14 protein-coding genes and 1 riboswitch are annotated in these 22,592 nt (G+C 70.2%); of the genes, 3 read left to right on the top strand and 11 right to left on the bottom strand.

From position 1 onward, the window contains the following. Nucleotides 1-58: 58 nt before the first annotated feature. From FHG71_RS00210 to FHG71_RS00245, 8 genes are all read right to left on the bottom strand, one after another. Entirely contained in the window at nucleotides 59-715 is a 657-nt protein-coding gene (locus tag FHG71_RS00210; protein WP_246045276.1) for a cell wall hydrolase, read from the bottom strand. Between the two features lie 199 nt (nucleotides 716-914). After that, nucleotides 915-3,416, bottom strand: a complete 2,502-nt coding sequence (locus tag FHG71_RS00215; RefSeq protein ID WP_139079991.1) for a putative PEP-binding protein — start codon at nucleotides 3,414-3,416, stop codon at nucleotides 915-917. 360 nt (nucleotides 3,417-3,776) lie between these two features. Then, complete coding sequence (glyS, locus tag FHG71_RS00220; protein ID WP_139079598.1) at nucleotides 3,777-6,071, bottom strand: glycine--tRNA ligase subunit beta; 2,295 nt, start codon at nucleotides 6,069-6,071, stop codon at nucleotides 3,777-3,779. A gap of 1 nt (nucleotide 6,072) precedes the next feature. After that, the gene (locus tag FHG71_RS00225; protein WP_139079599.1) at nucleotides 6,073-6,600 is read right to left on the bottom strand and encodes a DUF6446 family protein; all 528 of its coding nucleotides are present in this window, start codon (nucleotides 6,598-6,600) and stop codon (nucleotides 6,073-6,075) included. 93 nt (nucleotides 6,601-6,693) lie between these two features. Next, the gene (locus FHG71_RS00230) at nucleotides 6,694-7,602 is read right to left on the bottom strand and encodes a glycosyltransferase family 2 protein (RefSeq protein ID WP_176559217.1); all 909 of its coding nucleotides are present in this window, start codon (nucleotides 7,600-7,602) and stop codon (nucleotides 6,694-6,696) included. A gap of 93 nt (nucleotides 7,603-7,695) precedes the next feature. Continuing rightward, the gene (locus FHG71_RS00235) at nucleotides 7,696-8,700 is read right to left on the bottom strand and encodes a hypothetical protein (protein WP_139079601.1); all 1,005 of its coding nucleotides are present in this window, start codon (nucleotides 8,698-8,700) and stop codon (nucleotides 7,696-7,698) included. A gap of 203 nt (nucleotides 8,701-8,903) precedes the next feature. Next, nucleotides 8,904-14,729, bottom strand: coding sequence for an Ig-like domain-containing protein (locus tag FHG71_RS00240; protein ID WP_139079602.1), 5,826 nt, complete (start codon nucleotides 14,727-14,729; stop codon nucleotides 8,904-8,906). Between the two features lie 671 nt (nucleotides 14,730-15,400). Continuing rightward, complete coding sequence (locus FHG71_RS00245) at nucleotides 15,401-16,327, bottom strand: glycine--tRNA ligase subunit alpha (protein WP_139079603.1); 927 nt, start codon at nucleotides 16,325-16,327, stop codon at nucleotides 15,401-15,403. 162 nt (nucleotides 16,328-16,489) lie between these two features. Between FHG71_RS00245 and FHG71_RS00250 the strand changes: the two genes are divergently transcribed. Continuing rightward, nucleotides 16,490-18,196 carry a trypsin-like peptidase domain-containing protein gene (locus FHG71_RS00250; protein WP_246045277.1) on the top strand — a complete coding sequence of 569 codons (1,707 nt, stop codon included), beginning with the start codon at nucleotides 16,490-16,492 and terminating at the stop codon, nucleotides 18,194-18,196. A gap of 94 nt (nucleotides 18,197-18,290) precedes the next feature. Here FHG71_RS00250 and folE2 read toward each other — a convergent pair whose 3' ends face one another. Further along, nucleotides 18,291-19,394 carry a GTP cyclohydrolase FolE2 gene (gene folE2, locus FHG71_RS00255; RefSeq protein ID WP_139079604.1) on the bottom strand — a complete coding sequence of 368 codons (1,104 nt, stop codon included), beginning with the start codon at nucleotides 19,392-19,394 and terminating at the stop codon, nucleotides 18,291-18,293. Between the two features lie 68 nt (nucleotides 19,395-19,462). Then, nucleotides 19,463-20,692 (bottom strand): O-succinylhomoserine sulfhydrylase, encoded by a 1,230-nt coding sequence (gene metZ / locus FHG71_RS00260; RefSeq protein ID WP_246045278.1) that lies wholly within the window; start codon nucleotides 20,690-20,692, stop codon nucleotides 19,463-19,465. Nucleotides 20,693-20,703: 11 nt separating this feature from the next. Then, a riboswitch (SAM riboswitch) is annotated at nucleotides 20,704-20,759 on the bottom strand. Between the two features lie 148 nt (nucleotides 20,760-20,907). Here metZ and FHG71_RS00265 point away from each other — a divergent pair. Both FHG71_RS00265 and FHG71_RS00270 read left to right on the top strand, forming a co-directional pair. Further along, nucleotides 20,908-21,141 carry a hypothetical protein gene (locus FHG71_RS00265; RefSeq protein WP_139079605.1) on the top strand — a complete coding sequence of 78 codons (234 nt, stop codon included), beginning with the start codon at nucleotides 20,908-20,910 and terminating at the stop codon, nucleotides 21,139-21,141. 70 nt (nucleotides 21,142-21,211) lie between these two features. Next, nucleotides 21,212-21,913: a glutathione S-transferase N-terminal domain-containing protein gene (locus FHG71_RS00270; RefSeq protein ID WP_139079606.1), complete on the top strand. Its 702-nt coding sequence runs from the start codon at nucleotides 21,212-21,214 to the stop codon at nucleotides 21,911-21,913. 7 nt (nucleotides 21,914-21,920) lie between these two features. Here the strand turns inward: FHG71_RS00270 and FHG71_RS00275 are convergent, their stop codons facing one another. Then, nucleotides 21,921-22,535 (bottom strand): inner membrane-spanning protein YciB, encoded by a 615-nt coding sequence (locus tag FHG71_RS00275; RefSeq protein ID WP_139079607.1) that lies wholly within the window; start codon nucleotides 22,533-22,535, stop codon nucleotides 21,921-21,923. Nucleotides 22,536-22,592: the final 57 nt, after the last annotated feature.

Genomic DNA, 22,592 nt, shown 5'->3' on the forward strand with positions numbered 1-22,592 from the left:
CCCGTGCCCCAGATCGCGCCGGTTGCTACAGCGCGGCGCCGGACGGGGCAAGCCGGGGTCAGTTCGCGGTGCTGGAGGCCATCAGAACGGAGGCCTCGTCCTCGCGGTAGAAGAGATGCGCGCCGATGGCGGCGGTGCGGGTGAAGTCGTCGGCCCAGTAGGGGGAGACCGTGCGGGTGTGGTAGAACATCGCCCCGTCGGTCAGAAGCCGCGGCGCCCCATCCAGCATGGCGCGGGCGATGCGCCCGGCGATGTCCCAGGCCCCGTCGTCGGCCACCGCATCGGACAGGCCATCGCAGTAGAAGCTGAACTGGCACATGTTGCGCTGGCCCGAGCCCTGCTCGACCACGCCGCAGACGGTGGCGGGATAGCGCCCGCTGTCGCGGCGGTTCAGCACCACCTCGGCCACGGCGATCTGGCCCGTCAAGGATTCGCCCCGCGCCTCGTGATAGATCGCTTCCGCGAGGCAGCGCCATTCGTCGTCCCCGCGAGGGTCGGCCGTTCCGATGCGCGCCTCGACCAGCGAAAGGTCGGAGGCGGGGGCCGTCGCCACCCCCCGGTCGGAAGGCGGGGGCATTTCCCCCTCGCGAGCCGAGAGCGACACCTCGGCGCCCGACCTCGCCGCTCCGAGGAGGGGGTCGAGCCGCTCGCCCAGCGCCGTCGGGCCCGCCGGGGCCGCCCCGCCCCAGACGGCCGCCAGCGTCGCAACCGTCATGAACGCACCGCAGGCGGAAAGCCTGGACCTGATCGTCATTTCGCTGTCCCATCGTTCCGTGCGGGTGAGCCCCGCAACGGAAAGGGGTTACGAAATTCGGATCATCTGTGTCCATGCGGCCACAGTCGGTTCGGCGGGGCGTCGCCATCGGACCGGGAGGAAACCCGCGCATCTTCGCGAGTGACATTAGGAACGCCTTCTAACCTTCAGAAAGGCGACGGTTGCACAAGGAAACCTGAGCGGCGGAAAGCCGCGCAATGGGCACGCGATAGGGCGAACAGGAGACGTAATCGAAGCCTTCGCGGCGGCAGAACTCGATGGCGCGGCGCGTGCCGGCGTGCTCGCCGCAGATGGCGAGCGTCACGTCGGGGCGTCCCTGCCGTCCCCGCGAGGCCCCGATGCGGAGGAGTTCCCCTACCCCGTCGAGGTCGAGCGTATGAAAGGGGTCCTCCTCGTAGACGCCCTGTTCGACATAGGAGCCGAGGAAACGGCCTGCGTCGTCACGCGACAGACCATAGGTCATCTGCGTGAGGTCGTTGGTGCCGAAGGACAGGAAGGCCGAGTGCTGCGCGATCTCGGCGGCGCGCAGAGCGGCGCGCGGCGTCTCGACCATCACGCCCAAGCGGTAGGCGAAGGCCACGCCCGTCTCGGCCCGCACGGCCGAGGCCACGGCGTCGACGCGGGCCTTCACCAACTCCACCTCGCGCTTGGCGGAGACGAGGGGGATCATCACCTCGGGCACGACGGGCTCGCCGTCGCGGCCCGCCAGGACCGCCGCCTCGAAGATGGCGCGGGCCTGCATCTCGTAGATCTCGGGCACGGTGATGCCCAAGCGCACGCCGCGCAGGCCGAGCATCGGGTTGTACTCGCGCAGGGCCTCGACGCGGGCCTCCACGTCCGAGAGCGGGCGCGACAGACCCTCGGCCAGGTCGCGCAGCGACTGGCGGTCGGAGGGCAGGAATTCGTGCAGCGGGGGGTCGAAGAGCCGGATGCAGACGGGCTGGCCGGCCATGATGCGGAAGAGCGCGGCGAAGTCGGCGCGCTGCATGGGCAGGAGGCGGTCCAGAACGGCGCGCCGGGCCTGCGCCCCTTCGGCGAAGATCATCTCGCGCATCATGCCGATGCGCTCGCCTTCGAAGAACATGTGCTCGGTCCGGCACAGGCCGATGCCCTGCGCGTCGAAGTCGCGGGCGATGCGGGCGTCCTGCGGCGTGTCGGCGTTGGCGCGCACGCCCACGTCGCGGAACTCGTCCGCCCAGGACAGGAGCGTGCGGAAGCTGTCGTCGAGCGCGGCGTCCAGCGTGGGCGCCTCGCCAGCCAGCACCTCTCCGGCGGTGCCGTCCACGGTGATGATGTCGCCTTCGTGGAAGATCCGTCCGCCCGGCGCGATGATGGCACGGCGGCGGCGGTCGATCTCGAGGTGGGAGGCGCCGACGACGCAGGGCAGGCCCAACCCCCGCCCGATGACGGCGGCATGGCTGGTGACGCCGCCGCGGACCGTCAGCACCGCCGAGGCCGCGTGCATCCCGCGGATGTCCTCGGGCGTGGTCTCGCGCCGGACGAGGATGCAGGGCTCGCCCCGCGCGGCGAAGGCCTGGGCGTCGGCGGCGGCCAGCACGATCCGCCCCGAGGCGGCGCCGGGGCTGGCGGCGATCCCCGTCACGATGCGGTCGCGGGGGGCCGTGGGGTCCACCTGCCGGTGGAGGAGCGAGGACAGCGAGCCGGGCTCGACCCGCATCACCGCCTCCTCGCGCGGGATCACGCCGTCCTGGGCCAGGCTGACCGCGATGCGGATGGCGGCGCGGGGGCTGCGCGGCACGCGCACCGAGTCGAGGATGCAGAGCCGCCCGTTCTCGAGCGTGAACTCCATCTGCATCTCCTCGCGCAGACGCTCGCGCCCCGTGGTGCCGTGGGCCAGCAGCTCGCGCAGCGCGAAGGGGGCGACCTCCTCCAGCGAGGGGGAGCCCTCGGCCCTGGTCAGCGGGATGGCGTCGCGCCTGTCGCGCAGGGCCTCGCGCCCCTGGCTCTGGCCCAGGTAGCGGCCCGTGATGCGGGGCTCGCCCGTTTCGCTGTCCACGAACTGAATGACGCCGGACCCGCTCTCGCCCCGGCCGACGCCCAGCGCCATGGCCTGCACGACAAGGCCCAGCCCCGCGTCGGCCGGCGCGCCCTTGGCCTGCCGGAGGAGCCGCGCGGTGGTGCCGTCCCAGGCGCGGGCCATGGAGCGCAGCACCTCGGCCAGTTGCGTGGCGGGGTCCTGCGGGAAGGGTTCGTCCGTCTCGTTCTCGTAGGCGTCGAGCATGGCCTTGAGCGTGGCGCGGTTGGGCTCGGCCGGCAGGTCGAAGGGATCGGGGTCGAGGCGCGCGACCTGCACCGCGTAGCTCTGGATGAAGCGGAGATAGAGCGATGTCGCCGCCCGTTCGCCGGCCGTGAGGGCCAGCGCCTCGTGCCGTTCGTGGTTCATGCCGATGTTGAGGATCGCCCCCGGCCCGCCCCAGTCGGGGTCGAGCGAGGAGGGCCGCACCGAGAGGAGCGGCGCGAAGCCGAAGGGCGCGATGACCGGGCTCAGGTCGGGCATCCGGCCCTTGGCGATGTCGCGCACGCAGTCGAAGGACAGCGCCACCGTGAGCGGCACCGGCATGTCGAGCCGGATGAGCCGCTGGAGGCACTTCGCACGGCCGCCGTAGACCTCGGGCGACATGGGGGCGTCCGGGGTGACCAGGGTGATCTGCGGGAAGGTGACGTGTCGCTGCACTGCGGCATCCTTTCGGGACCGAGAGTAGTGCGCGGACGGGGCTGCGGAAAGGGCCGCGTCGTCGGACCTTTGGTGAGGTCCATCGAGGAGGTCGGAACGGAGATCGCGCGGGTTGGCCATGACCCGAGCCTCCCACAGGATGATTAAGGCTTCCTTGCGGCACCGCGCGGTGGGGTTAAGGAGACGTGAACGGGATCGGCGGGTGTTCGCGCAGGGCACGAGCACCGCCGGGCGGGGACTCGCGCCGTCCCCGGCGTAGGCCGTTCGACGCCGGAAACCGTCCCCGGGACGGTTTCCGGTCGCGCCTCACCCCTCGACGCGCGTGAGGTCCGCGACCTCTAGGCAGAGCCGGCGGATGCGGCTCAGGAGGTTGAGGCGGTTGCGGCGGATCACCTGGTTCGGCGTGTTCACCTGCGCCGCCGTCAGGAAGGCGTCGAGCGGGGCGCGAAGGGCGGCGAGCGCCGACATGGCCTCTCCGAAGTCCTCCTGCTCCATCGCCGGGCGGATGCGCTGCTCCGCCGCGTCGAGCGCATCGAAGATCGCCTCCTCCTCGGGGTATTCGGCCCATTTCCGGTCGGCGCCGTAGGAGTATTCCACGCCGTCCTTGGCCTCGGCCTGCGCGAGCAGGTTCGCCGCGCGCTTGAAGCCCTGGAGCAGGTTGGTGCCGTCCTCGGTCTTGAGAAAGGCGCTCAGCGCCTCGGCCCGGCGCACGAGGAGGACGAGATCGTCGTTCCCCGGCATGGCGAGGCAGGCGTCGATGACGTCGTGCCGGATGCCCTGGTCGCGGAGGTGGACCTTCAGGCGGTCGTGGAGGAAGGAGAGGAGGTCGGCAGTATCATGGGCGACGTCAATTGAACGACCAATCAGATTTGCCGAGATTGCTTCCACGATCTGGTACTGAAGCTCTTCATCCTCATACTGCGACAAGAAGAGATCGAAGTCTCTCATCATGGCCAAGGTCAAGGAGACGGTCTTACCGTCAGGAAGAACACCATCGAGCGCCCGCATTAGCCGTTCGCCATCGACCTTCCCGGGAGCAATCTCCTTGAAAACTCCGCGAGCGACTACTGAAGGCAACGCCGCAAACTCGTAAGAGATGGGCCGTCTTAGATTGATGCGAGAACCGTTGTGGAGAACGGTTCTGATGACACCCAGTGCTGCCCGACGGAGAGCATATGGATCTTTGCTTCCTGTAGGCTTCTCATCAATGGCCCAGAATCCGACGAGCGCAAAAAGCTTGTCAGCTAGTGCGACGGCCACCGACACCGGGGCGGTGGGCACCTCGTCGTTGGGGCCGAGGGGGGAGTAGTGCTCCTCGGCCGCCGCGGCGACCTCGGCGGGCAGGCCCGCCGCGTCGGCGTAGTAGCGGCCCATGAGGCCCTGAAGCTCGGGGAACTCGCCCACCATCGCGGAGCGGAGGTCGAGCTTGGCGACCTCGGCGGCTTGGGCCGCGAGGTCCGGGTCCGCGCTGACATGGGGCGCGATCTCGCGGGCGAGCGCCGCGATGCGCTCGATGCGTTCCCACTGGCTGCCCAGCTTGTTGTGGAAGGTGACGGCGCGCAGGCCCTCCTTCCACTCCTCCATGCCGGACTTGGCCACCCGCAGGTCGTTCTCCCAGAAGAAGCGCGCGTCCGAGAGGCGGGCACGGAGGACCTTGGCGTTGCCCGCCAGGATCGTCTCGCCCCGGTCGGCGGTCTCGATGTTGGCGACCGTCACGAAGCCCTCGATGCGGGACGTGGCGGGGTTCTTCACGGAGAAGAACTTCTGGTGCTCCTTCATCGAGGTTTGCAGCACCTCGGGCGGCAAGCCCAGGAACTGTTCCTCGATCTGGCCCATCAGCGTCACGGGCCATTCGACGAGGCCCGCGACCTCCGAGAGCAGCCCCTCGTCGGGGACGATCTCCAGCCCGCGCGCGAAGGCGAGCGTGGCGGCGTCGTGGCGGATGCGGTCCTTGCGCTCCTCGGGGCGCAGGATGACGTGGGCGCGGGTGAGCTTCTGCTCGTAGTCCTCGAAGGACGTGGCGGCGAACTCGGCGGGCGCGTGGAAGCGGTGGCCGCGCGTGACGTTGGACGCCCTGATGCCCTCGATCTCGAAGGGGACGACCTCGGCGCCCTCCTCGGCGACCAGCAGGCAAAGGATGGACTGGAGCGGGCGCACCCAGCGCAGCGACCCGGAGCCCCAGCGCATCGACTTGGGCCAGGGGAAGTCGCGGATCGTCCGTTCCAGCACCTCGGCGACGATGGCGGCGGCTTCGCGGCCGGGCTTCTCGATGACGGCGAAGTAGGCCTGACCCTTCTTGTCGGCGCGGGTCTCCAACTGGTCGAGCGTCAGGCCGGTGGAGCGCAGGAAGCCCTGGATCGCGGCCTCGGGCGCGGTGGTCGCGGGCCCCTTGCGCTCTTCCCGCACGGGGCGCGACCGCTCGGACAGGCCCTCGACGGTCAGCGCGAGGCGGCGGGGCGTCGCGAAGCTCGCGGCGTGGGCGTAGGTCAGCCCGGATTCGACCAGGCCGTCGGTCATCAGGCGGCGCAGGTCCTCGGCGGCCTTGGCCTGCATCCGGGCGGGGATCTCCTCGGACAGGAGCTCGATCAGGAGGTCGGGCATCTCATTCGCTTTCGGGAACGGGGGGGCAGCCTTCGGGCGGGGGCTCGCCGTCGAAGACGACCTCGCCGCAGGCGTTGATCTGGTGCCAGGCATAGCCGCGCCCGTCGGGGAACAGGGCCACGACCCGGTCGATGCCGTAGCGGATGTCCTTGGCGGACAGGAACGCGCGCGCCTGCCCCGATTCCAGCGCCGCGCCGATGGCGGGGGCGTCGAAGCAGTCGAACCAGCCGGGCGCATTGAGCGGCCGGGGGTCCTCGTAGGGCTGCGCGCGGGCGGCGAGGCTGTCGAACGGCTCGCCCTGCGTGAAGCAGGCACGGAAGCGGATGGGCGAGGATCCGGCGTCGATGGCGCGCAGGTCCGAGACGCGCAGGGGCTCGGAGCCCGAGCCGTCGGCGAGCGAGAGCGCGATGGGCCCGGCCTGCTCGGGGGTCAGCTCCTCGTAGAAGGCGTAGACCTGCATGTAGTAGAGAAGGGCCCCGCCCAGGACGGCGAGCGCCAGGATCGTGACCACGATAATCCGTCCGAGCACCGATCTTCCCAAGAGCCGCCTAGCGCCCCGCACCTACCCCCGCTCGGCCCTGCGCACAAGGCGTGACGGGCCGGAGCCGCCGCGCGGGGCCTGTCAGCGTCGCGCCAGCGTGGCCGCGTACTCGACGGCGGACTTCCAGTTGAACCGGTGCCTCAGGTCCGCGGCCAGGATGCGGCGGGCCCCGTGGCGGTCGCCGTCCTGCCGGAGAAGCCGGGCCACCCGACGGGCCGAGTTCTGGCGCATCCGCCGCGCCAGGTCCACGAGCGCCGGGTCGCCCCCGGCCTGCCGGATGGTCGCGGCACAGATGTCCATGACCTCGATCCGCTCCAGCAGGGTCCTGCGCTCGTTCCGGCTGAGGCTGTCGGGACGGACCCGGTAGATGAAGTACTTGTCGTCGGACAGGCGGATCTCGTTCTTCCAGGCGACCAGCAGGATCATGAGCGTGTCCTGCGCGATCTTGAGCCCGGTGTGGAAGGGCTCGGGCCCCGCGGCGTCGGCCACGACCCGGCGGCGGAAGACCATGCCCGAAGGCAGCAGGGCGCTCGGCCGGCGGCGCATCAGGTCGAAGCTGTCGCGGGCGGACAGGGTGCGGAGCCCCTCCGAGCGATGCGTCGGTAGCACGAGGCCCTTGTCCCGGATGACGTCGTCCTCGACGGTCTCGTGCCCGACGGCGAGGACGGCGATGGCGGGGTCGGAGAGGACGCGCGCCGCGAAGGAGAGGAGATCGGGCGCCACCACGTCGTCGGAGTCGAGGAACAGGACCAGCTCGCCCGAGGTCTCGTGGAAGCCGCGGTTGCGCGCGCGGGACACGCCCCCGTTGCTTGGCAGGTCGATGACCCTGAGGCGCGGATCGGAAATGTCCAGGAAGCCCGACGGCGAACGGCCTCCGTCGTTCACGACGACGGCTTCGAGATCGCCGTGATCCTGCGCCAGCACGGACCGGACCGTCGCCCCGAGCGTGTCCTCGTTGTTGAAGGTGGGGATGATGACCGAGATCTTCACGCGTGCGCACCCATTCCTGATCGATCCGAGCCGACCCGAGCCGCACGGGCCGGCCTCCTTGCCGTCCTGCTTCGGGACGCGGCCGGCACCATGCTACCGCTGCATCAGCTTCCTTGCCCGTCGAGCCGCCGCGGCCCACCGCTTGGCCACGACGCGTCCGACGGCCGGCGGAAGCCCCGCGAGGCTGGGATGCCCCAGCGTCATGGCGTGCAGCACGCGGGCCGAGGCAGGACGTTCGTCGAGCCAGCGTCGCTCGTCGGAGGTCAGCTCGTCCCGGTAGGGCTGCGCGGCATACCAGAAGGGGCTGACGGACTGATAGGCCATCGACCGGGCCACCGGACGCCAGGGCTTTCCGCCCTGGGCGTGGATGAAGGGCGGCAGGCTGCGCAGGTTGGCCAGCCGCTCGGTCGGGCTGTAGCCGTCCTCCTTGAAGCACTGGGCGATGTCCCTGCCCCGGCGGAGCGGCTGCACGGGCACATGGGCGAAGTCGCGGCTGCCCAGGAGGGCCGACAGGGCGTCCTGGTCCCCCATCATGTAGAAGGGGCGCTGCGCCCACGGCGCGGCTTGGGCCGCGAGGTAGTCCGGCCGCTCCAGAAGAGCCTGCCAGGCGGACAGGAGCGGCCGGTGACGCTGGGTGACGCGGAGCACGGCGCTGTTGGGCGTGAAGGGCAGATCGCGCCCGGCGGGCAGCTTCCAGCCCTGCGTCCGCACGGCGGCGCCTTGGTTCCGGTAGCCGAAGTATTCCTCGGTCAGCACGAGGGTGTCGTCGTCCAGCCCGTCGAAGAAGCGGCCGATGGGCGCGGTCACGATGATGTCGGAGTCGATCCAGACGACCGAGTCGAGGTCATCGTCCAGAAGCTTGGTCAGGAGCCTGGGCTTGATGTTCCAGGTCAGATCCGGGTCGATCGGCAGGCTGTCCTGGATCACGTTCGGGCGCGCCGAAAGCCACGCCTTCAGCCCGTCGCTCAGGTCGTTGACGAAGAGATGCAGGATGGCGGTCGGCTCGTGCCGGGCCAGGCTGAGGACGAGGAGCTTGACACCGACCTCGTCCGCGGGCCGGTTCTCGCTGATGCAGATGTGCAGGGTACCCAGTCTCACTCGCTCCGAATTCACAGGCCCGCCGACATGCGCGGGGCCGGGTTGCCGTTGGCGTGATGCCCCCGCCCAGGGATTCCGGTCCCCGTCCCGCATCCTGGGGACGGGCCGGGCCGCCACAGGCCGCCCCGAGGTGCTGGGACGACCATGGCGGCCTCCTCATCGGCAAGTCAAGCTCGCCCAGCCCGGCCTGCCGCCTGCCCGTTCTAGGCCCAGGCCAGCCAGTCGTCGGCGGACGCCATGATTCCGTCCTCCGCGCCCTGCGCCGCCAGCACCCCGGCCAGATCGCGGCCCGACGCCTCGGGCTGGGCCGAAGCGGCACGGTCGAGGGGTGCCGACAGGCGGTCGTCCGGGCCCGTCTCCTGACCGTCCTGCTCGGTCGTCACCCGCTTCTGGAGGCCGGGCGGGAGCACGTCCTTCTTGTCCAGGCCGGGCGGGAGCACGTCCCTCTTGGCGAGGCCGGGCGGGAGCGCCTCCCTGATCAGGATCCCCGGGGGCAGCGGCCGGTCCAGATTGAGCCTGCTGACCTCCTCGAAGGTCAGGTCTCCCCCGAAGATGAAGGTGTCGTTGGCGTCGAAGGTCAGCGCCTCCAGGTTGCTCTCGGCCAGGAGGACCGTGGTCGTCGCCTGCGTCGCGAGCGAGCCGGCATAGACGTTGATGTGGTCGTACTGGGCCGAGAACGGCGTTCCTGTGCTGCCATGCGTCGCGATCACCCCCACCGCCAGGGCGCTGGGCTCGGTGCCGTTCTGGTAGGTCCCCCGGATGGCCGACAGGATCTCGCTGTCGGCGGCCAGCGTGATGGCCGCCCCGGTCTGGAGCTCGCCGCCGTCGACCTGCCAGGCGGGGGTCACGGTGCCCGCCGTGGGATTGACCTGGAAGAACAGGTCGACCTGCGCGCCGATGGGGATCGTGGCGGGGATGAAGGTCTCGGAAACCTGCCCGCCCTCCTCGCGCAGCACCGCGATGGCGAGCTTGCCGCCGTTCGAGGCCACCGCGAGCTTGATGTAGTTGTCCTGGTCGCCGGTCCCGATCTGGATGCCGGCCGACTGCCCGTTGGCGAGCTGGGCCGCCGTCAGCGGCGCGAAGACGCTGAGCATCCGGGCGTTGACGAGGAAGGAGTCGAAGCCCGACCCCGCCAGGTCGCTGCGCACGCCGAACTGGAAACCGTTGTCCTGCGTGTTCAGGCTGCCGCGGGCATCCCCCGAGGTCGTCTGGATGATGGTGAAGATGCCCGAGGTCCCGCCGGCGATCAGGTTGTCGTCGTCGTACTGGTTCAGGTAGTCTGCCGTGCCGTTGCTCATCCAGCCCGTGAAGCCCAGGCCGCTGAAGCCGTAGCCCGGATTGTCGTTGCGCAGCGGGTTGAAGAAGCCCTCGCTGCCCGTGACGGTGAGCGCCGTGCCGTTGGCCGCGTCGAGCGCGAAGTGATCGAGGCGGTCGGCCTGGCCGTCGTTGTCGTCGTTGAGGTCGCGCAGGTCGGAGAGCCGGTCCGTGTCGTTGTCCGGCGGGATGCTCGACGGGCTGTTGGGATTGGTGCCGTTGGCGAGCTCGTCCTCGTTGCTGTAGCCGTCGCCGTCGAGGTCGTTGGCGGTGCCGTTCACGGTGGTCGGGACGAGCACCTGGATGTCCGACGTCCCTGCGACGTAGGCGATCCAGATCGTGCCGGGGAAGCGGTCGAAGTCGCCCTGCGCGATAACGTCGAGCGGCGTGCCGCTCAGCCCGCTGGCGATCGCCTCCTTGGTCGCGCCGGACTTGGTCGGATCGACGTCGATCCGGTAGATGCTCGAATCGAAGGCCGCCGCGATCAGGCTGCCCTTGAGCGCCCCGCCGAAGTTGGAGGCGGTGTACTCGTCGAGGCCGTTGGTCGAGACCGCCCAGGTAACGAGGGCGTCGTCCTCCACGCCGGGCAGGCGGAAGTCGCCGTCCTCGGGGAAGGACAGGCCCGGATCGACCGGCGGCCAGGTTCCCGGCGGCCTCTGGGTCCAGGTCTCGGTCCCGGAGGCGCTGGTGTAGGTCACGCCCGCGCCGGTCGGATTGGCCCGCACGGGGTTCGGGTGCCCCGCGTAGTAGCCGGCCTGGGGGATGTATTCGAGATGGTCGAGGTTGTTGACGCTCTTGCTGCCGTTCGGATCGAGGGTCGGAATCTTGTTGGTGACGTTCGTCGTCCCTTCCCCGTCCGGCAGCCCGCCCCAGCCCTGGTTGGCGCCGTTGTCGATGGTGTAGACCTCGCCGGCCTCGGTGACCACGACGTCATAGGGGTTCCGGTAGCCCGAGGAATAGACCTGGACGGGCCCGCCCGCGACGAGCCGGGCCTGGTTGAGGCCGTCCTGCCCCCCGAAGACCGGGCCCAGCACGGTGGGGATGTCGTAGACGTACCTGTGCGCCCCGTCGGTCTTGACCGAGTAGGCGCCCGTCCCGCTTTCCAGGACGGTCAGGTCGACCTCCAGGATCGCGGCCGAAAGGGCGTATTCGTTGGAATAGGCGAAGTTGACCGACGGCGCGCCGGCGTTCGTGTGCCCCCCCTGCGCCACGAGCAGGACCTTATGGCCGGTCTCGGGGTCGGTGGTCAGCGCGAGGCCGTTGGTGGAATGGTTCTCCTCCGACCGGGGCAGGCCGCGGACGAGGTCCACCTTCTCCCACAAGGCGCCGTTCCACGACAGCCGCGACAGGACGCCCGAGTTGGTGTCGAGCCCGGTGTCGCCCTTGCCGCCGCCGCTCCCGCCGCCCTCGCGCGGGTCGCTCGACCCCACGTAGATCACGGGCCGGTCGGCGGTGCCGGCCACCACGATCCCGGTCACCTGCCGGTTCGTGATGGCGGTATTGAGCGTCCCGTCGTCGTTGTGGTTGGGAATGGTGTTGATGAGGTTGATCGTCTCGACCCGCGTGGCCGCGTAGCCGATGATCTTGCCGCTGGCGTCGACGCGCTGCTCCACGTCGATGGCGAAGATCTCGCCGAAGCGGCTCGATGCGTAGAGGCGCCCGTCCGGCCCGAACTGGATCGAGGTGTAGCTCTTGTCCGGGATGCCGGTCAGGGAGACCGTCGTGAAGGCCACCTGGTCGGGCGACTCCACGGACACCGTAACCGTTTCCGTGTCCGTCCCGCCCTGGCCGTCCGCGACGGTGTAGGAGAAGGTGTCGGTGCCGGTGAAGCCGGCCTTGGGGGTGTAGACGATCCGGTCGTCGGTCGTGGCGCTCGTGCCCCGGTCGTCCACGGTCGCGGTGCCGTTGGCCGGCGCCGTCGCGCCCTGGATCCGCAGGGTGCCGCCATCGGAGTCGCGGTCGTTGGCCAGCACGTCGATCATCACCGGCGTGTCCGTCGAGGTTGTGGCGGCATCGGCCCCCGCCACGGGCGCCGCATTGGGGGCGGGGCCGGTGAGGCGGTTGATCTCGATGGCGTTGACCTTGGCGTTCTCGATGCCGTTGATGAACTGGAGGTTGAGCACGCCGTCGGAGACCTGCACCGTGACCGGCACGTCGTAGGCGATGTTCTTGCCCCCCGCCGCCGACCAGATGTCGAGGTCGTTGATCACCACCTGGCCTTCGGCCGCCACGTCGAACACCCGCTGCCCGGCGGCGCTGAAGAAGATCTCGGCGAACTTGAGCGTCACCTCGTAGGTGCCGTTCTCGACGGGCACCGCGTAGGTGAAGTTGCCGAAGCGCTCGGTCTGGTAGAGCGCGTCGTCCACCGTGCCCGCGATCGCCGCGACCTTCTTGTAGGCCTTGCCGCCCGTGAAGAACTGGTCGGCCGCGTGCGCGTCGCCGTCGGCGGCCGTGAAGGCCGGCCCGCCCGCGTTGACCGCCGCCACCAGGGTCGCGCCGGCCGCCGGGTCGACCGTCACCGCCACGCTGGCCGTGTCCGTGCCGCCCTGCCCGTCCGACACCGTGTAGGTGAAGCTGTCGGCGCCGCTGAAGCCCGCCCGGGGCGTGTAGGTCAGCGTGCCGTCCGCGTTCTTCACCACCGCGCCGTTCGCGCCCTGCGTGACCGAGCCCACGCTCAGCGTGCCCCCGTCCACGTCGCTGTCGTTGCCCAGCACCGACACCGTGACCGCCTGGCCCGCCGCCGTGCGGCCCGTGTCGTCCCCCGCCACCGGCGCGTCGTTGACCGGGCTCACCGTCACCGACACGCTGGCCGTGTCCGTGCCGCCCTGCCCGTCCGACACCGTGTAGGTGAAGCTGTCGGTGCCGAAGAAGTTCGCCTTGGGCGTGTAGGTCAGCGTGCCGTTGGCGTTCACCGCCACCGCGCCGTTCGCCCCCTGCGTCACCGCCGTCACGCTCAGCACGCCCCCGTCCGAGTCGCGGTCGTTGCCCAGCACCGACACCGTGATCGCCGCGTCCTCCGCCCCCGTCGCCACGTCATCCCCCGCCACGGGCGCCGCATTGGGGGCGGGCGCCACGAAGCTGTAGTCGAGCGCCTGATCGAACAGGAGCGTCCCCGAGGCGTTGGTGCCGGAGTAGACCTGCACGAGAAGGGTCTGCGGCCCGCTCGGCAGCGCGACGCCCGCGAAGTTGCCGCTGCTGTCCCCGAACAGGGCATAGGGCGCGGCGCCCTCGATGCGGACCTGGCTTCCCAGCGTCAGCTTGACGCTCCTGGCGCCCAGGCTCGGATCGGGGACCACCTCGATGCTGTACTGGCCGCCCGACAGCAGGTCCGGGTCGATGCTCTGCCCATCGGCGATCCGGCCGACGCGCTGGTCGGTCAGGGGATCGATCAGCCACATCTCCACGGCCGCGGCCGCGGCGGCCTGGACGTTGACGGAGACCGTGCCGGCGTCCCGCCCCCCCAGACCGTCGATCGCGGTGTAGCCGAAGCTGTCCGTCCCGCTGAAGCCCGCCCGGGGCGTGTAGGTCAGCGTGCCGTCCGCGTTGCGGACCACGCTGCCGTTGGCGCCCTGGGTGAAGGACCAGAGGCTCAGGGTGTCGCCGTCCGCATCGGTGTCGTCGGCCAGCACCGCCAGGGTGCCGGACTCGCCCGCCGCGACGGTCACCGTGTCGTCGTCGGCGAGGGGCGCCGCGTTCACCGCGCGAAGGTGGATCGGGGCCGTGACCGGCCCGACCGGAAGATCGCCGTTGGCCTTGTCGATCAGGCCGGCGACGAAGCCGAGCGGCAGGCGGTCCCCGTTCAGGACCCCGGCGACGGGCACGCTGGTGAAGTTGAACAGCGACGTGATGTTCTGCGGCGCTCCGGTCAGCACGACGTCGTGGACCTGGAACGAGACCGCGTTGTTCGCAGGGAATGCCGAGGCCTGCAGGGCCGTCATCTGCGCATCGAACTGCGCGGCATAGGCGCCATCGAAGAGGTTCTCCAGCGGCTGGGCCATGCCCTTGGCCAGGACGACCCGCGCCACTTGCCCGGCGGGCCCGGACACGATCACCTGCGGCGCGTCGTCGTAGGTGCCCGCCGCGCCGGGCGCGAGCCCGTCGACGGTCAGCGTCACCGAGCCCACGGGCGCCACCTCGGTCGCCAGCGCCTGCGCGCCGCCTTGGCTGTTGGAGGTGGCGGTGTTGGCCACCGCCTGGAGTTGCCCCCGCGCGGTCGTCCCGTCCGTGAAGGTGACGGTGAACGTCGAGCCGACGAGTTCGGCCCCGCTGACGCCCCCCACGTCCCAGGTGGGCGTCGAGCCGGCGTCCAACGTAGCCTTGAGGCTGCCCGCGACGGAATTGGGGTCCATGTCGATCGAGAAGCCCAGGGCCTCGCCGGGCTGGAATCCCCCGTTCACCGCCGGGTCGAAGAGGATCTGGATGGTCTCGTAGCCGGACTTGCCCCCCGTGCCGATGTAGGAGGTCTGGTCCGACGGGGCGACGACCCCGGTCAGCCCGTTGGTGTTGATCGTGAGCTTCTTGAACGCCGTGTCGCCCGCCAGCCCGAACGGGTCGAAGACCGCGTCGGGGAACAGGGCGCCGGTGACGTCGATCTCGACCTTGGAAATGGCCTTGATTCCGGTGTTCTCGATCCGGAACGCATTGTTGTTGAAATTGGAGCTCTGAATTCCGCCATTCAGCGTCACGCTCAACTTGGCTTCACCGGACGTCGCCATGCCGTTCTCCGTTCATCACCACTTCGGCGCGGCAGGGCCGGCCGTCACGCTTCACCAATGCAGGCCCGGGGCGCTTCCGTAAGGCCGGGTTTCGGCCATTCTGAAAGGTCCGCGCCGGGCCGCCGCGATCGTCCCTGCCAGGGTCCTGGACCTGCGCGCCACAGGCCCTGGGCTTCGGCCAGCCTGCCGGCAACGACGTCCGTCGCGTCGGGATGGCGACCAAGCCATGGCGCGGAACGAGACGAGCGCGACGGACCGTTTCCGACGCATTTCCATCCCGACGTTTCCATGGACGGTCACTTCCCCTTCGCCATTCCAAACGAGCCATTCGCCGGGCCACTGGCACTTCTTGAGACCACAAGAGACGCGCCGCGAAAAGGACAAAGTTCTGACACAATCGTGAGAGATTGTCTTTCCAGGCAAGGGGACGGCCTTTTCAACTGGGATGCGGCTCGTCGCGCTAATAATACCGCGTAAGTTGAGTGAAGGCTCGCTTCAGGAATGCGGTCGCATCGGGACCGCCCCTTTTCGGAGCAGGTGGCCGATCATGGAAGCCCGGCTATTCCGTCCTTTTCCGCAGCAGACCCGTCGTTCGGCGCGCGCGACCGGCGGCCGCGCCGCAGACCGGCGGGCCGTGATGGCGACGTGACCCGAACGGTTCGGGCCGTCGCTCAGGCGGCGGGCGCGAAGCCTCCGGCCTCGGTGCGCACGAAGGCGTCGGCGCAAAGCTTGGCAAGCGCGCGGACCCGGCCGATAAAGGCCTGCCGCTCGGTCACCGAGATCACGCCGCGTGCGTCGAGCAGGTTGAAGAGGTGGCTGGCCTTGATGCACTGGTCATAGGCCGGATGCGCCATGACGATGCGCTTGCCGGTCTTCGGATCGACATCCTCGTTGTCGAGGAGACGGCGGCATTCCCGCTCCGCGTCCTCGAAATGGCGGAACAGGCGCTCGGTGTCCGCCGCGTCGAAATTGTGACGCGAATACTCCTCCTCGGTTTGACGGAACACGTCGCCGTAGGTCAAAGGGATCGGGGATGACGGGTCGTTGAAGGGCATCTCCATGACATGCGCCACGCCCAGCACGTACATGGCGAGCCGTTCGAGGCCGTAGGTCAGCTCGCCCGACACCGGGCGGCAGTCGTGGCCGCCGACCTGCTGGAAATAGGTGAACTGCGACACCTCCATGCCGTCGCACCAGACCTCCCAGCCCAGGCCCCAGGCGCCGAGGGTCGGGCTCTCCCAGTCGTCCTCGACGAAGCGGATGTCGTGCAGCGACGTGTCGATGCCGATGGCGTCGAGGGAGCCGAGATACAGCTCCTGCAGGTTCGGCGGGCTCGGTTTGATGAGCACCTGATACTGGTAGTAGTGCTGGAGCCGGTTCGGGTTCTCCCCATACCGCCCGTCGGTGGGCCGGCGCGAGGGCTGGACATAGGCGGCCGCCCAGGGACGCGAGCCCAGAGCGCGCAGCGTGGTGGCCGGATGGAAGGTCCCCGCCCCCACCTCCATGTCATAGGGCTGGAGGATCGCGCAGCCCTGGGCGCCCCAGTAGCTCTGGAGGCGCAGGATGATCTCCTGGAAGGAACGCGGGCTATCGGCCATGGGGCACCCCTGGGAACAGTCGGCCCTTCGTCTAGTCGCCGCCCCCCGGCGGGGCAAGGGGGCCACGGTCGGCGCGGGCGCGGGGGCGCAACACGCCGATTTGTGATGCGGCGGCCGGGCGGGCGGGGCAAACCGGGCCCGCGACGGAAGGGGAGTGGCGGAATGCTGAGACGGACTGTGGCGGGAATCGCCCTGATGGCGGCGATGACGGGGGCGGCCCTGGCGCAGGACGGCGGGCTTTGGGTCCGCGTGGAGCTGCTGCCCACGCTCGACGGCGCGCAACTGGCCGCGCAGGGCTACTCCGAGCAGCTTCCCGACGACGTGGCGGGCTACGAGCTGGAGTCGGGCGGCTACGCCGTGGCGCTGGGCCCCTATTCGCAGGCCGAGGCCGAGGCGGTGCTCCTGAACCTCCTGGCCGAGGGCGTGATCCCGGTCGATTCCGTAATCTCGGACGGCGCGGAGTTTGCCGAGCGCGTGTATCCGGCCGGCGCGGCGCCGCAGGCCCCCGTCGAGCCCGACGTGACCGCACAACCCGCCGACCCCGCGATCCCCGACGAGACCCCCGCCCAGGCCCAGGCCAGCGAGGCCGCGCTGTCGCTAGGCGAGAAGCAGCAGCTCCAGACCGCGCTCCAGTGGGCGGGCGTCTACGAGGGCGGCATCGACGGCGCCTTCGGGCCCGGCACCCGCAACGCCATGGCGCTGTGGCAGGCCCAGAACGGCCACGAGCCCACGGGCATCCTGACCGCCCGCCAGCGGGCCGAACTCCTGGGCGCCTTCAACGCCATCCTCGACGGGCTGGGGATCGAGACGGTGCGCGACGAAAGGACGGGCATCCAGATCGACCTGCCGATGGCGGTGCTGCAGGGCCCGGTCTACGAGCCCCCCTTCGCCCGCTTCGACGCGCAGGAGCCCGGCGGGCCGCAGGTCGTGCTGATCTCGCAGCCCGGCGACGCCGACCGGCTCGCGGGGCTCTACGAGATCCTGCAGACGCTGGAGATCGTCCCCGAGGAGGGCGAGCGGCAGCGTACCGAGGAGGCCTTCGCCATCGAGGGCCGGAATGGAGAGATCCACTCGACCACCTATGCCTGGTTGGTGGACGGGCAGATCAAGGGCTTCACGCTGGTCTGGCCCGCGGGCGACGAGGACCGGCGCGCGCGCCTCATCGAGACGATGCGGGCGAGCTTCCGTCGCCTGCCGGGGGTGCTGGAGCCCGCGGCCGACGCGGGCGAGGATCAGGCGGTGGACCTCGTGTCGGGGCTTCAGGTGCGGGTGCCCGAGCGGACGGCCACGGGCTTCTACGTGGACGCGCGGGGGACGGTGGTGACGACCGCCGACGCCGTGGCCGAGTGCCGGGAGGTGACGCTGGACGAATCGACCCCGGCGCGGGTCGTCACCACGGACCCGACGCTGAACCTCGCGGTGCTGCAGCCGCAGGCCGAGCTCGCGCCCCGCGCGGTGGCCGGGTTCCTGCCCGGCGCCCCCCGCATCGGGGCCGAGGTCGCGGTCGCGGGCTACCCCTATGGCGGGGCGCTGTCGCGGCCGGCAGTGACCTTCGGGACGCTGGCGGACGTCCGGGGCCTGAACGGCGAGGAGCAGGTGCGCCGGCTCGACATCTCGACCCAGCCCGGCGACGCGGGCGGGCCCGTGCTGGCCGAGGACGGCGCGGTGATCGGCATGATGCTCCCGCGCGAGGGGACACGGCAGGTGCTGCCCGAGGACGTAGCCTATGCGCTGGACGCCGAGGCGATCCGGGGCGTGCTGGCCTCGGCCGGGGTGGAGCCCACGCTCGCGCAGGCCGGCGAGGCCAAGGGCGCCGAAGGGCTGGTGCGCGACGCGGGCGGCCTGACGGTGCTGGTGAGCTGCTGGTGAGGGGCTTGGGGCGCACGTGATCGCGCCCCGGACGTGACAAGGGCGGGCCCAGGCCCGCCCTTTCGCCGTTCCACGCGCAGGCCGCCTCCCTGCCCTAGCCAGTATGGATCAGCGAGGCGAAGAGCCGCGGGTCGAGGCTTTCGGCCTTGAAGGTCTCGCCCTCGATCAGCAGGCTCACGGCGTCATGGCTGTGGAGCGACTCCTGGTGACTCGCGATCACGCGGAAGTCGCCGATGCGCTCGTCCCGCAGGAACTCCGCCGCGAAGAGCCGCGCGGCGTCCTCGACGAAGATGGGATGCGCGGCGTTGAGCTCGGCAAAGGCCTGCTCGTCCTCGCGCTTGACCATGACCTGCGTCTCGGTCGGCACCGCGCGGCGGGCCATCTCGATCAGATCCTCGAACCAGAGCCGCTGGTGGCCCGGCACCACCTCGACCGAAAGGCGCGCGACCGACCGCTGCGCATGGGGCACCGCAAGCTGGCCGCGCGTCTGGCGGGCGTGCTCGGACAGCTCCAGGGAGCAGGGGCAGGTCGAGGCGTAGACGTAGTCGAGGTGGAAGATCTTCTTGCGCACGCCGCCCTGGTCCACCAGCTCCAGCGCGATGTCGTAGTACTGGTAACCCCAGAGGCCCGAGCGCAGGGAGGGCACCTTGACCGGGAAGCGGAAGCGCATCTGGATGCGCGCGTCGCAGGAGCCGAGGTCCGCCTTGTAGCTGTCGAGCGCCCGCTCCATCACGTCGAAGGAGAAGGTCTCCTCGGCGTAAAGGTAGAAGCTGCGCATCAGGCGGGACATGTTGATGCCCTTCTTGCCCGCCTCCAGGCTCACCGTGCCGGTGACCGAGGTTTCGAGCAGGATCTCTCCGCCGTCGCGCAGGCGGTAGCGGATGGGCAGCCGGAACCCCGAGATGCCGACATGCTGGATCGGCGCCTTGGCCCCACGGATCAGCGAGGCGGGGCCGTTCTGAAGGTCCGGCAGCCCCGCACGGTAAAGCGCGTCGGGCGCGAAGCCGTCCGGATAGGCGCGGGCGAGGTCGGGATAGTTCGACACCTCGCGCCCCGGCAGGAGGCGCGCCACCGCCGGGTCGAGGTCGGCGACCTCCTCGGGCGTGGCGGCCTTGGCCCAGCGGCGCAGCACGGCCAGGGCGTCGGCGGCCTCGGCGCGCGACAGGTCCCGGTCCAGATCGGGCGAGTGCAGGTTCATGGCGGTTCCCCTCCGTCACGCGGCCCCTGATATGGGATCCGCATGACGTTCCTGCAACGATAGCCGATCTATTCGGCCGCGTCGCGGGCGGGATACGACGCTTGCGCAGCCTCTAGCGCCCGAAGCACGTCCGCGACCAGGTCCTCGGGATCCTCCAGGCCGCAGCTCAGGCGGATGAGGCCCGGCGTGATCCCGAGCGTGACCTTCTGCTCGGCCGGCAGGCGCTGGTGCGTGGTCGAGGCCGGGTGCGTGGCGATCGACTTGGCGTCCCCGAGGTTGTTGGAGATGACGACGATCTCCAACGCGTTGAGGAAGGCGAAGGCCGCCTCTCGGCTGCCCACGTCGAAGCTCAGCACCGTCCCGCCCGAGCCGGTCTGCGCCATGGCCAGCGCGTGCTGCGGGTGGGATTCGAGCCCGGGATAGAGGACGCGGGACAGTCGCCCCTCCAGCGCCTGCGCCACCGCGAGGGCCGAGGCCGCCTGCGCCCGCACGCGCAGGTCCATCGTCTCCAGCCCCTTGAGCATGATCCAGGCGGTGAAGGGCGACATCGCCCCGCCCGTGTGCTTCATGTAGGGTTCCAGGGTCTTGCGGACGAACTGCTTCGTCCCGAGGACGATCCCGCCCAGGGCGCGTCCCTGCCCGTCCACGTGCTTGGTCGTCGAATAGATCACCACGTCGGCGCCCAGCTCGACCGCGCGCGAGAAGACGGGCGTGGCGAAGACGTTGTCGGCCACGACGAGGGCGCCCACGGAATGCGCGATCTCGGCCACGCCGGCAATGTCGATGACCTCCAGCGTCGGATTCGACACCGTCTCGAAGAACACGGCCTTGGTGCCCGGCCGCACGGCGGCGCGCCACTGGTCGAGGTCGGTGCCGTCCACGAAGGTGACCTCCACCCCGTAGCGGCGCAGCACCTCCTCCAGGATGTAGAGGCAGGAGCCGAACAGCGCGCGCGAGGACACGACATGGTCCCCCGCCCGCAGCATCGCCGTCAGCGCGCCCGATACGGCGGCCATCCCGGAGGCCGTGGCGAAGCCATCCTCGGCCCCCTCCAGCGCGGCCATCCGCTGCTCGAACATGGAGGTGGTCGGGTTGCCGTAGCGGGCGTAGATGAACTCGTCGGGCCCGCATTCGACGAAGCGCGCCTCGGCGTCCTCGGCGGTGTCGTACACGAAGCCCTGCGTGAGGAAGATGGCCTCGGACACTTCGTTGTATTGGCTGCGGCGGATGCCCGAATGAACGGCGCGGGTGCGTTTCTTCCAGTGGTCCATCTCGTCCCCTTCCATCGGCCCGAACATGGGGAGAGTCCCCACTTTAGCGGCTTGTTTACCGTGGCCCGCAATCAGGGTCGCCCAAATCGCCACGCCCGCCGCCTCTAGTCCCGCGTGTCCCTCGGGTCAAGGCGGCGGCGGTTCCCCAAGGCGGGCAACTATTTCCCCGGTCGCGTTAACTTTCCAGGAACTTTCTTGCCCTAGCTTCGTTGAACGATGGGGGAACTTCTCAGGGGGACATCGTGGCCGACATCAGCATCGGGTTCGCAGGGACCGAAGGCAATCTGCGGGGGTCCTCCACCGCCGGACCCGACCTCGCCGAGATCGCGCGCGTCCGCGACGCCCTCGCCCAGGGGCGCCTGCCCGGCCCGCCCGCCGACGACCGCGCCCTCGCCCGGATGCTGGGGGCGTCGCTCCTCGCCGGCCTCCTGATGACCGGCGGCCTGGCCTGGGGCCTCCTGCACCTCCTGACCTGAGCCGGGCCCGCGGGCCTTGCCCTTGCCGCCCGCTGCGCCATTCTGGGCGGCAGCGACAAGGAGAGGTCCGATGCCCGCGCCCATCGTGCTGCACTACTGGCCCACGCCCAACGGCCACAAGATCACCATCGCGCTCGAGGAGATGGGCCTGCCCTATGAGGTCCGGCTCGTCGACATCGGCAAGGGCGACCAGTTCCAGCCGGACTTCCTGAAGATCGCGCCGAACAACCGGATGCCCGCCATCGAGGACCCGGACGGCCCGGACGGACAGTCCGTGGCCATCTTCGAATCGGGCGCGATCCTCCAATACCTCGCCCGCAAGACCGGCCAGTTCTGCGGCCGCACCGAGCGCGAGCGCATCGCGGTCGACCAGTGGCTCATGTGGCAGATGGGCGGCGTGGGGCCCATGGCGGGCCAGGCCAACCACTTCCTGCGCTACGCCCCCCAGATGGACCCGCCGCAGGTGCTGCCCTACGCGCAGGACCGCTACCGGGCCGAGGTCGGGCGGCTCTACGGCGTGCTGGACCGGCAACTGGCCACCCGCCGCTTCGCCGCCACCGACGACTTCACCATCGCCGACATGGCCATCTATCCCTGGGCCTCGGGGTGGGAGCGGCAGGAGCAGAGGCTCGACGACAAGCCGCACTTCGCCCGCTGGCTGGAGGAGTGCGCGAGCCGCCCCTGCGTCCAGCGCGGCATGGCCGTGGCGGCCGAGGCGCGGGCCCCGAAGATGAGCGCCGAGGAGATGAAGGTCCTCTTCGGCAAGCGCTAGGGCGGGCTCAGCTCGGGCCGCCCTCCTTGGGCTCCTCGATCATGTAGGCCTGCAGCGCCATGATCTGGAGCCACAGGAACACCATCAGCGCCGCCGGGAAGGCGAAGGTCTCCAGCGTGACCCAAAGCTCGGTCGACTGGGTCCGCCAGATGACCTCGTTGGCGACGGCAAGCCCCGCGAACATCAGCGCCAGGCGGCGCGTCAGGATCATCCAGCCCTCGTGCCGCATCGGCAGCAGCTCGCCCATGACCCATTCGAGCGTCGAGCGGCCCCAGATGAGCCCCCCGCCCAGGAGCGTCGCGAAGAGCCCGTAGACGATCGTCGTCTTCATCTTGAAGAAGCTCTCGTCGTTGAACCAGGCCGTCAGCCCGCCGAACAGGACCACGGTGACGGCGGTGAAGACCTGCATCCGCGACAGCTTGCCCGTCAGCCACCACAGCGCCGCCATCGCGCCCAGGAGCAGCGGCACCAGCAGCAGGGTGGCGACGATGAAGCCGGAGTACTCGGCCCCGCCGATCTCGAAGCTCCGGTCCTTGATCCGCAGGTAGACCACGAAGAACAGGAGCGTGGGCCCCAGCTCCAGGGCCTGCTTGAGGAAGGGGTTGACGGGTCGCTGGTTCATGACGGCTCTGGAACAGTTTTGTGACAACCGCCTTTTTATTGGACGGTCGGGCCACTG

Source organism: Rubellimicrobium roseum, from assembly GCF_006152145.1.
Classification (GTDB): domain Bacteria; phylum Pseudomonadota; class Alphaproteobacteria; order Rhodobacterales; family Rhodobacteraceae; genus Rubellimicrobium; species Rubellimicrobium roseum.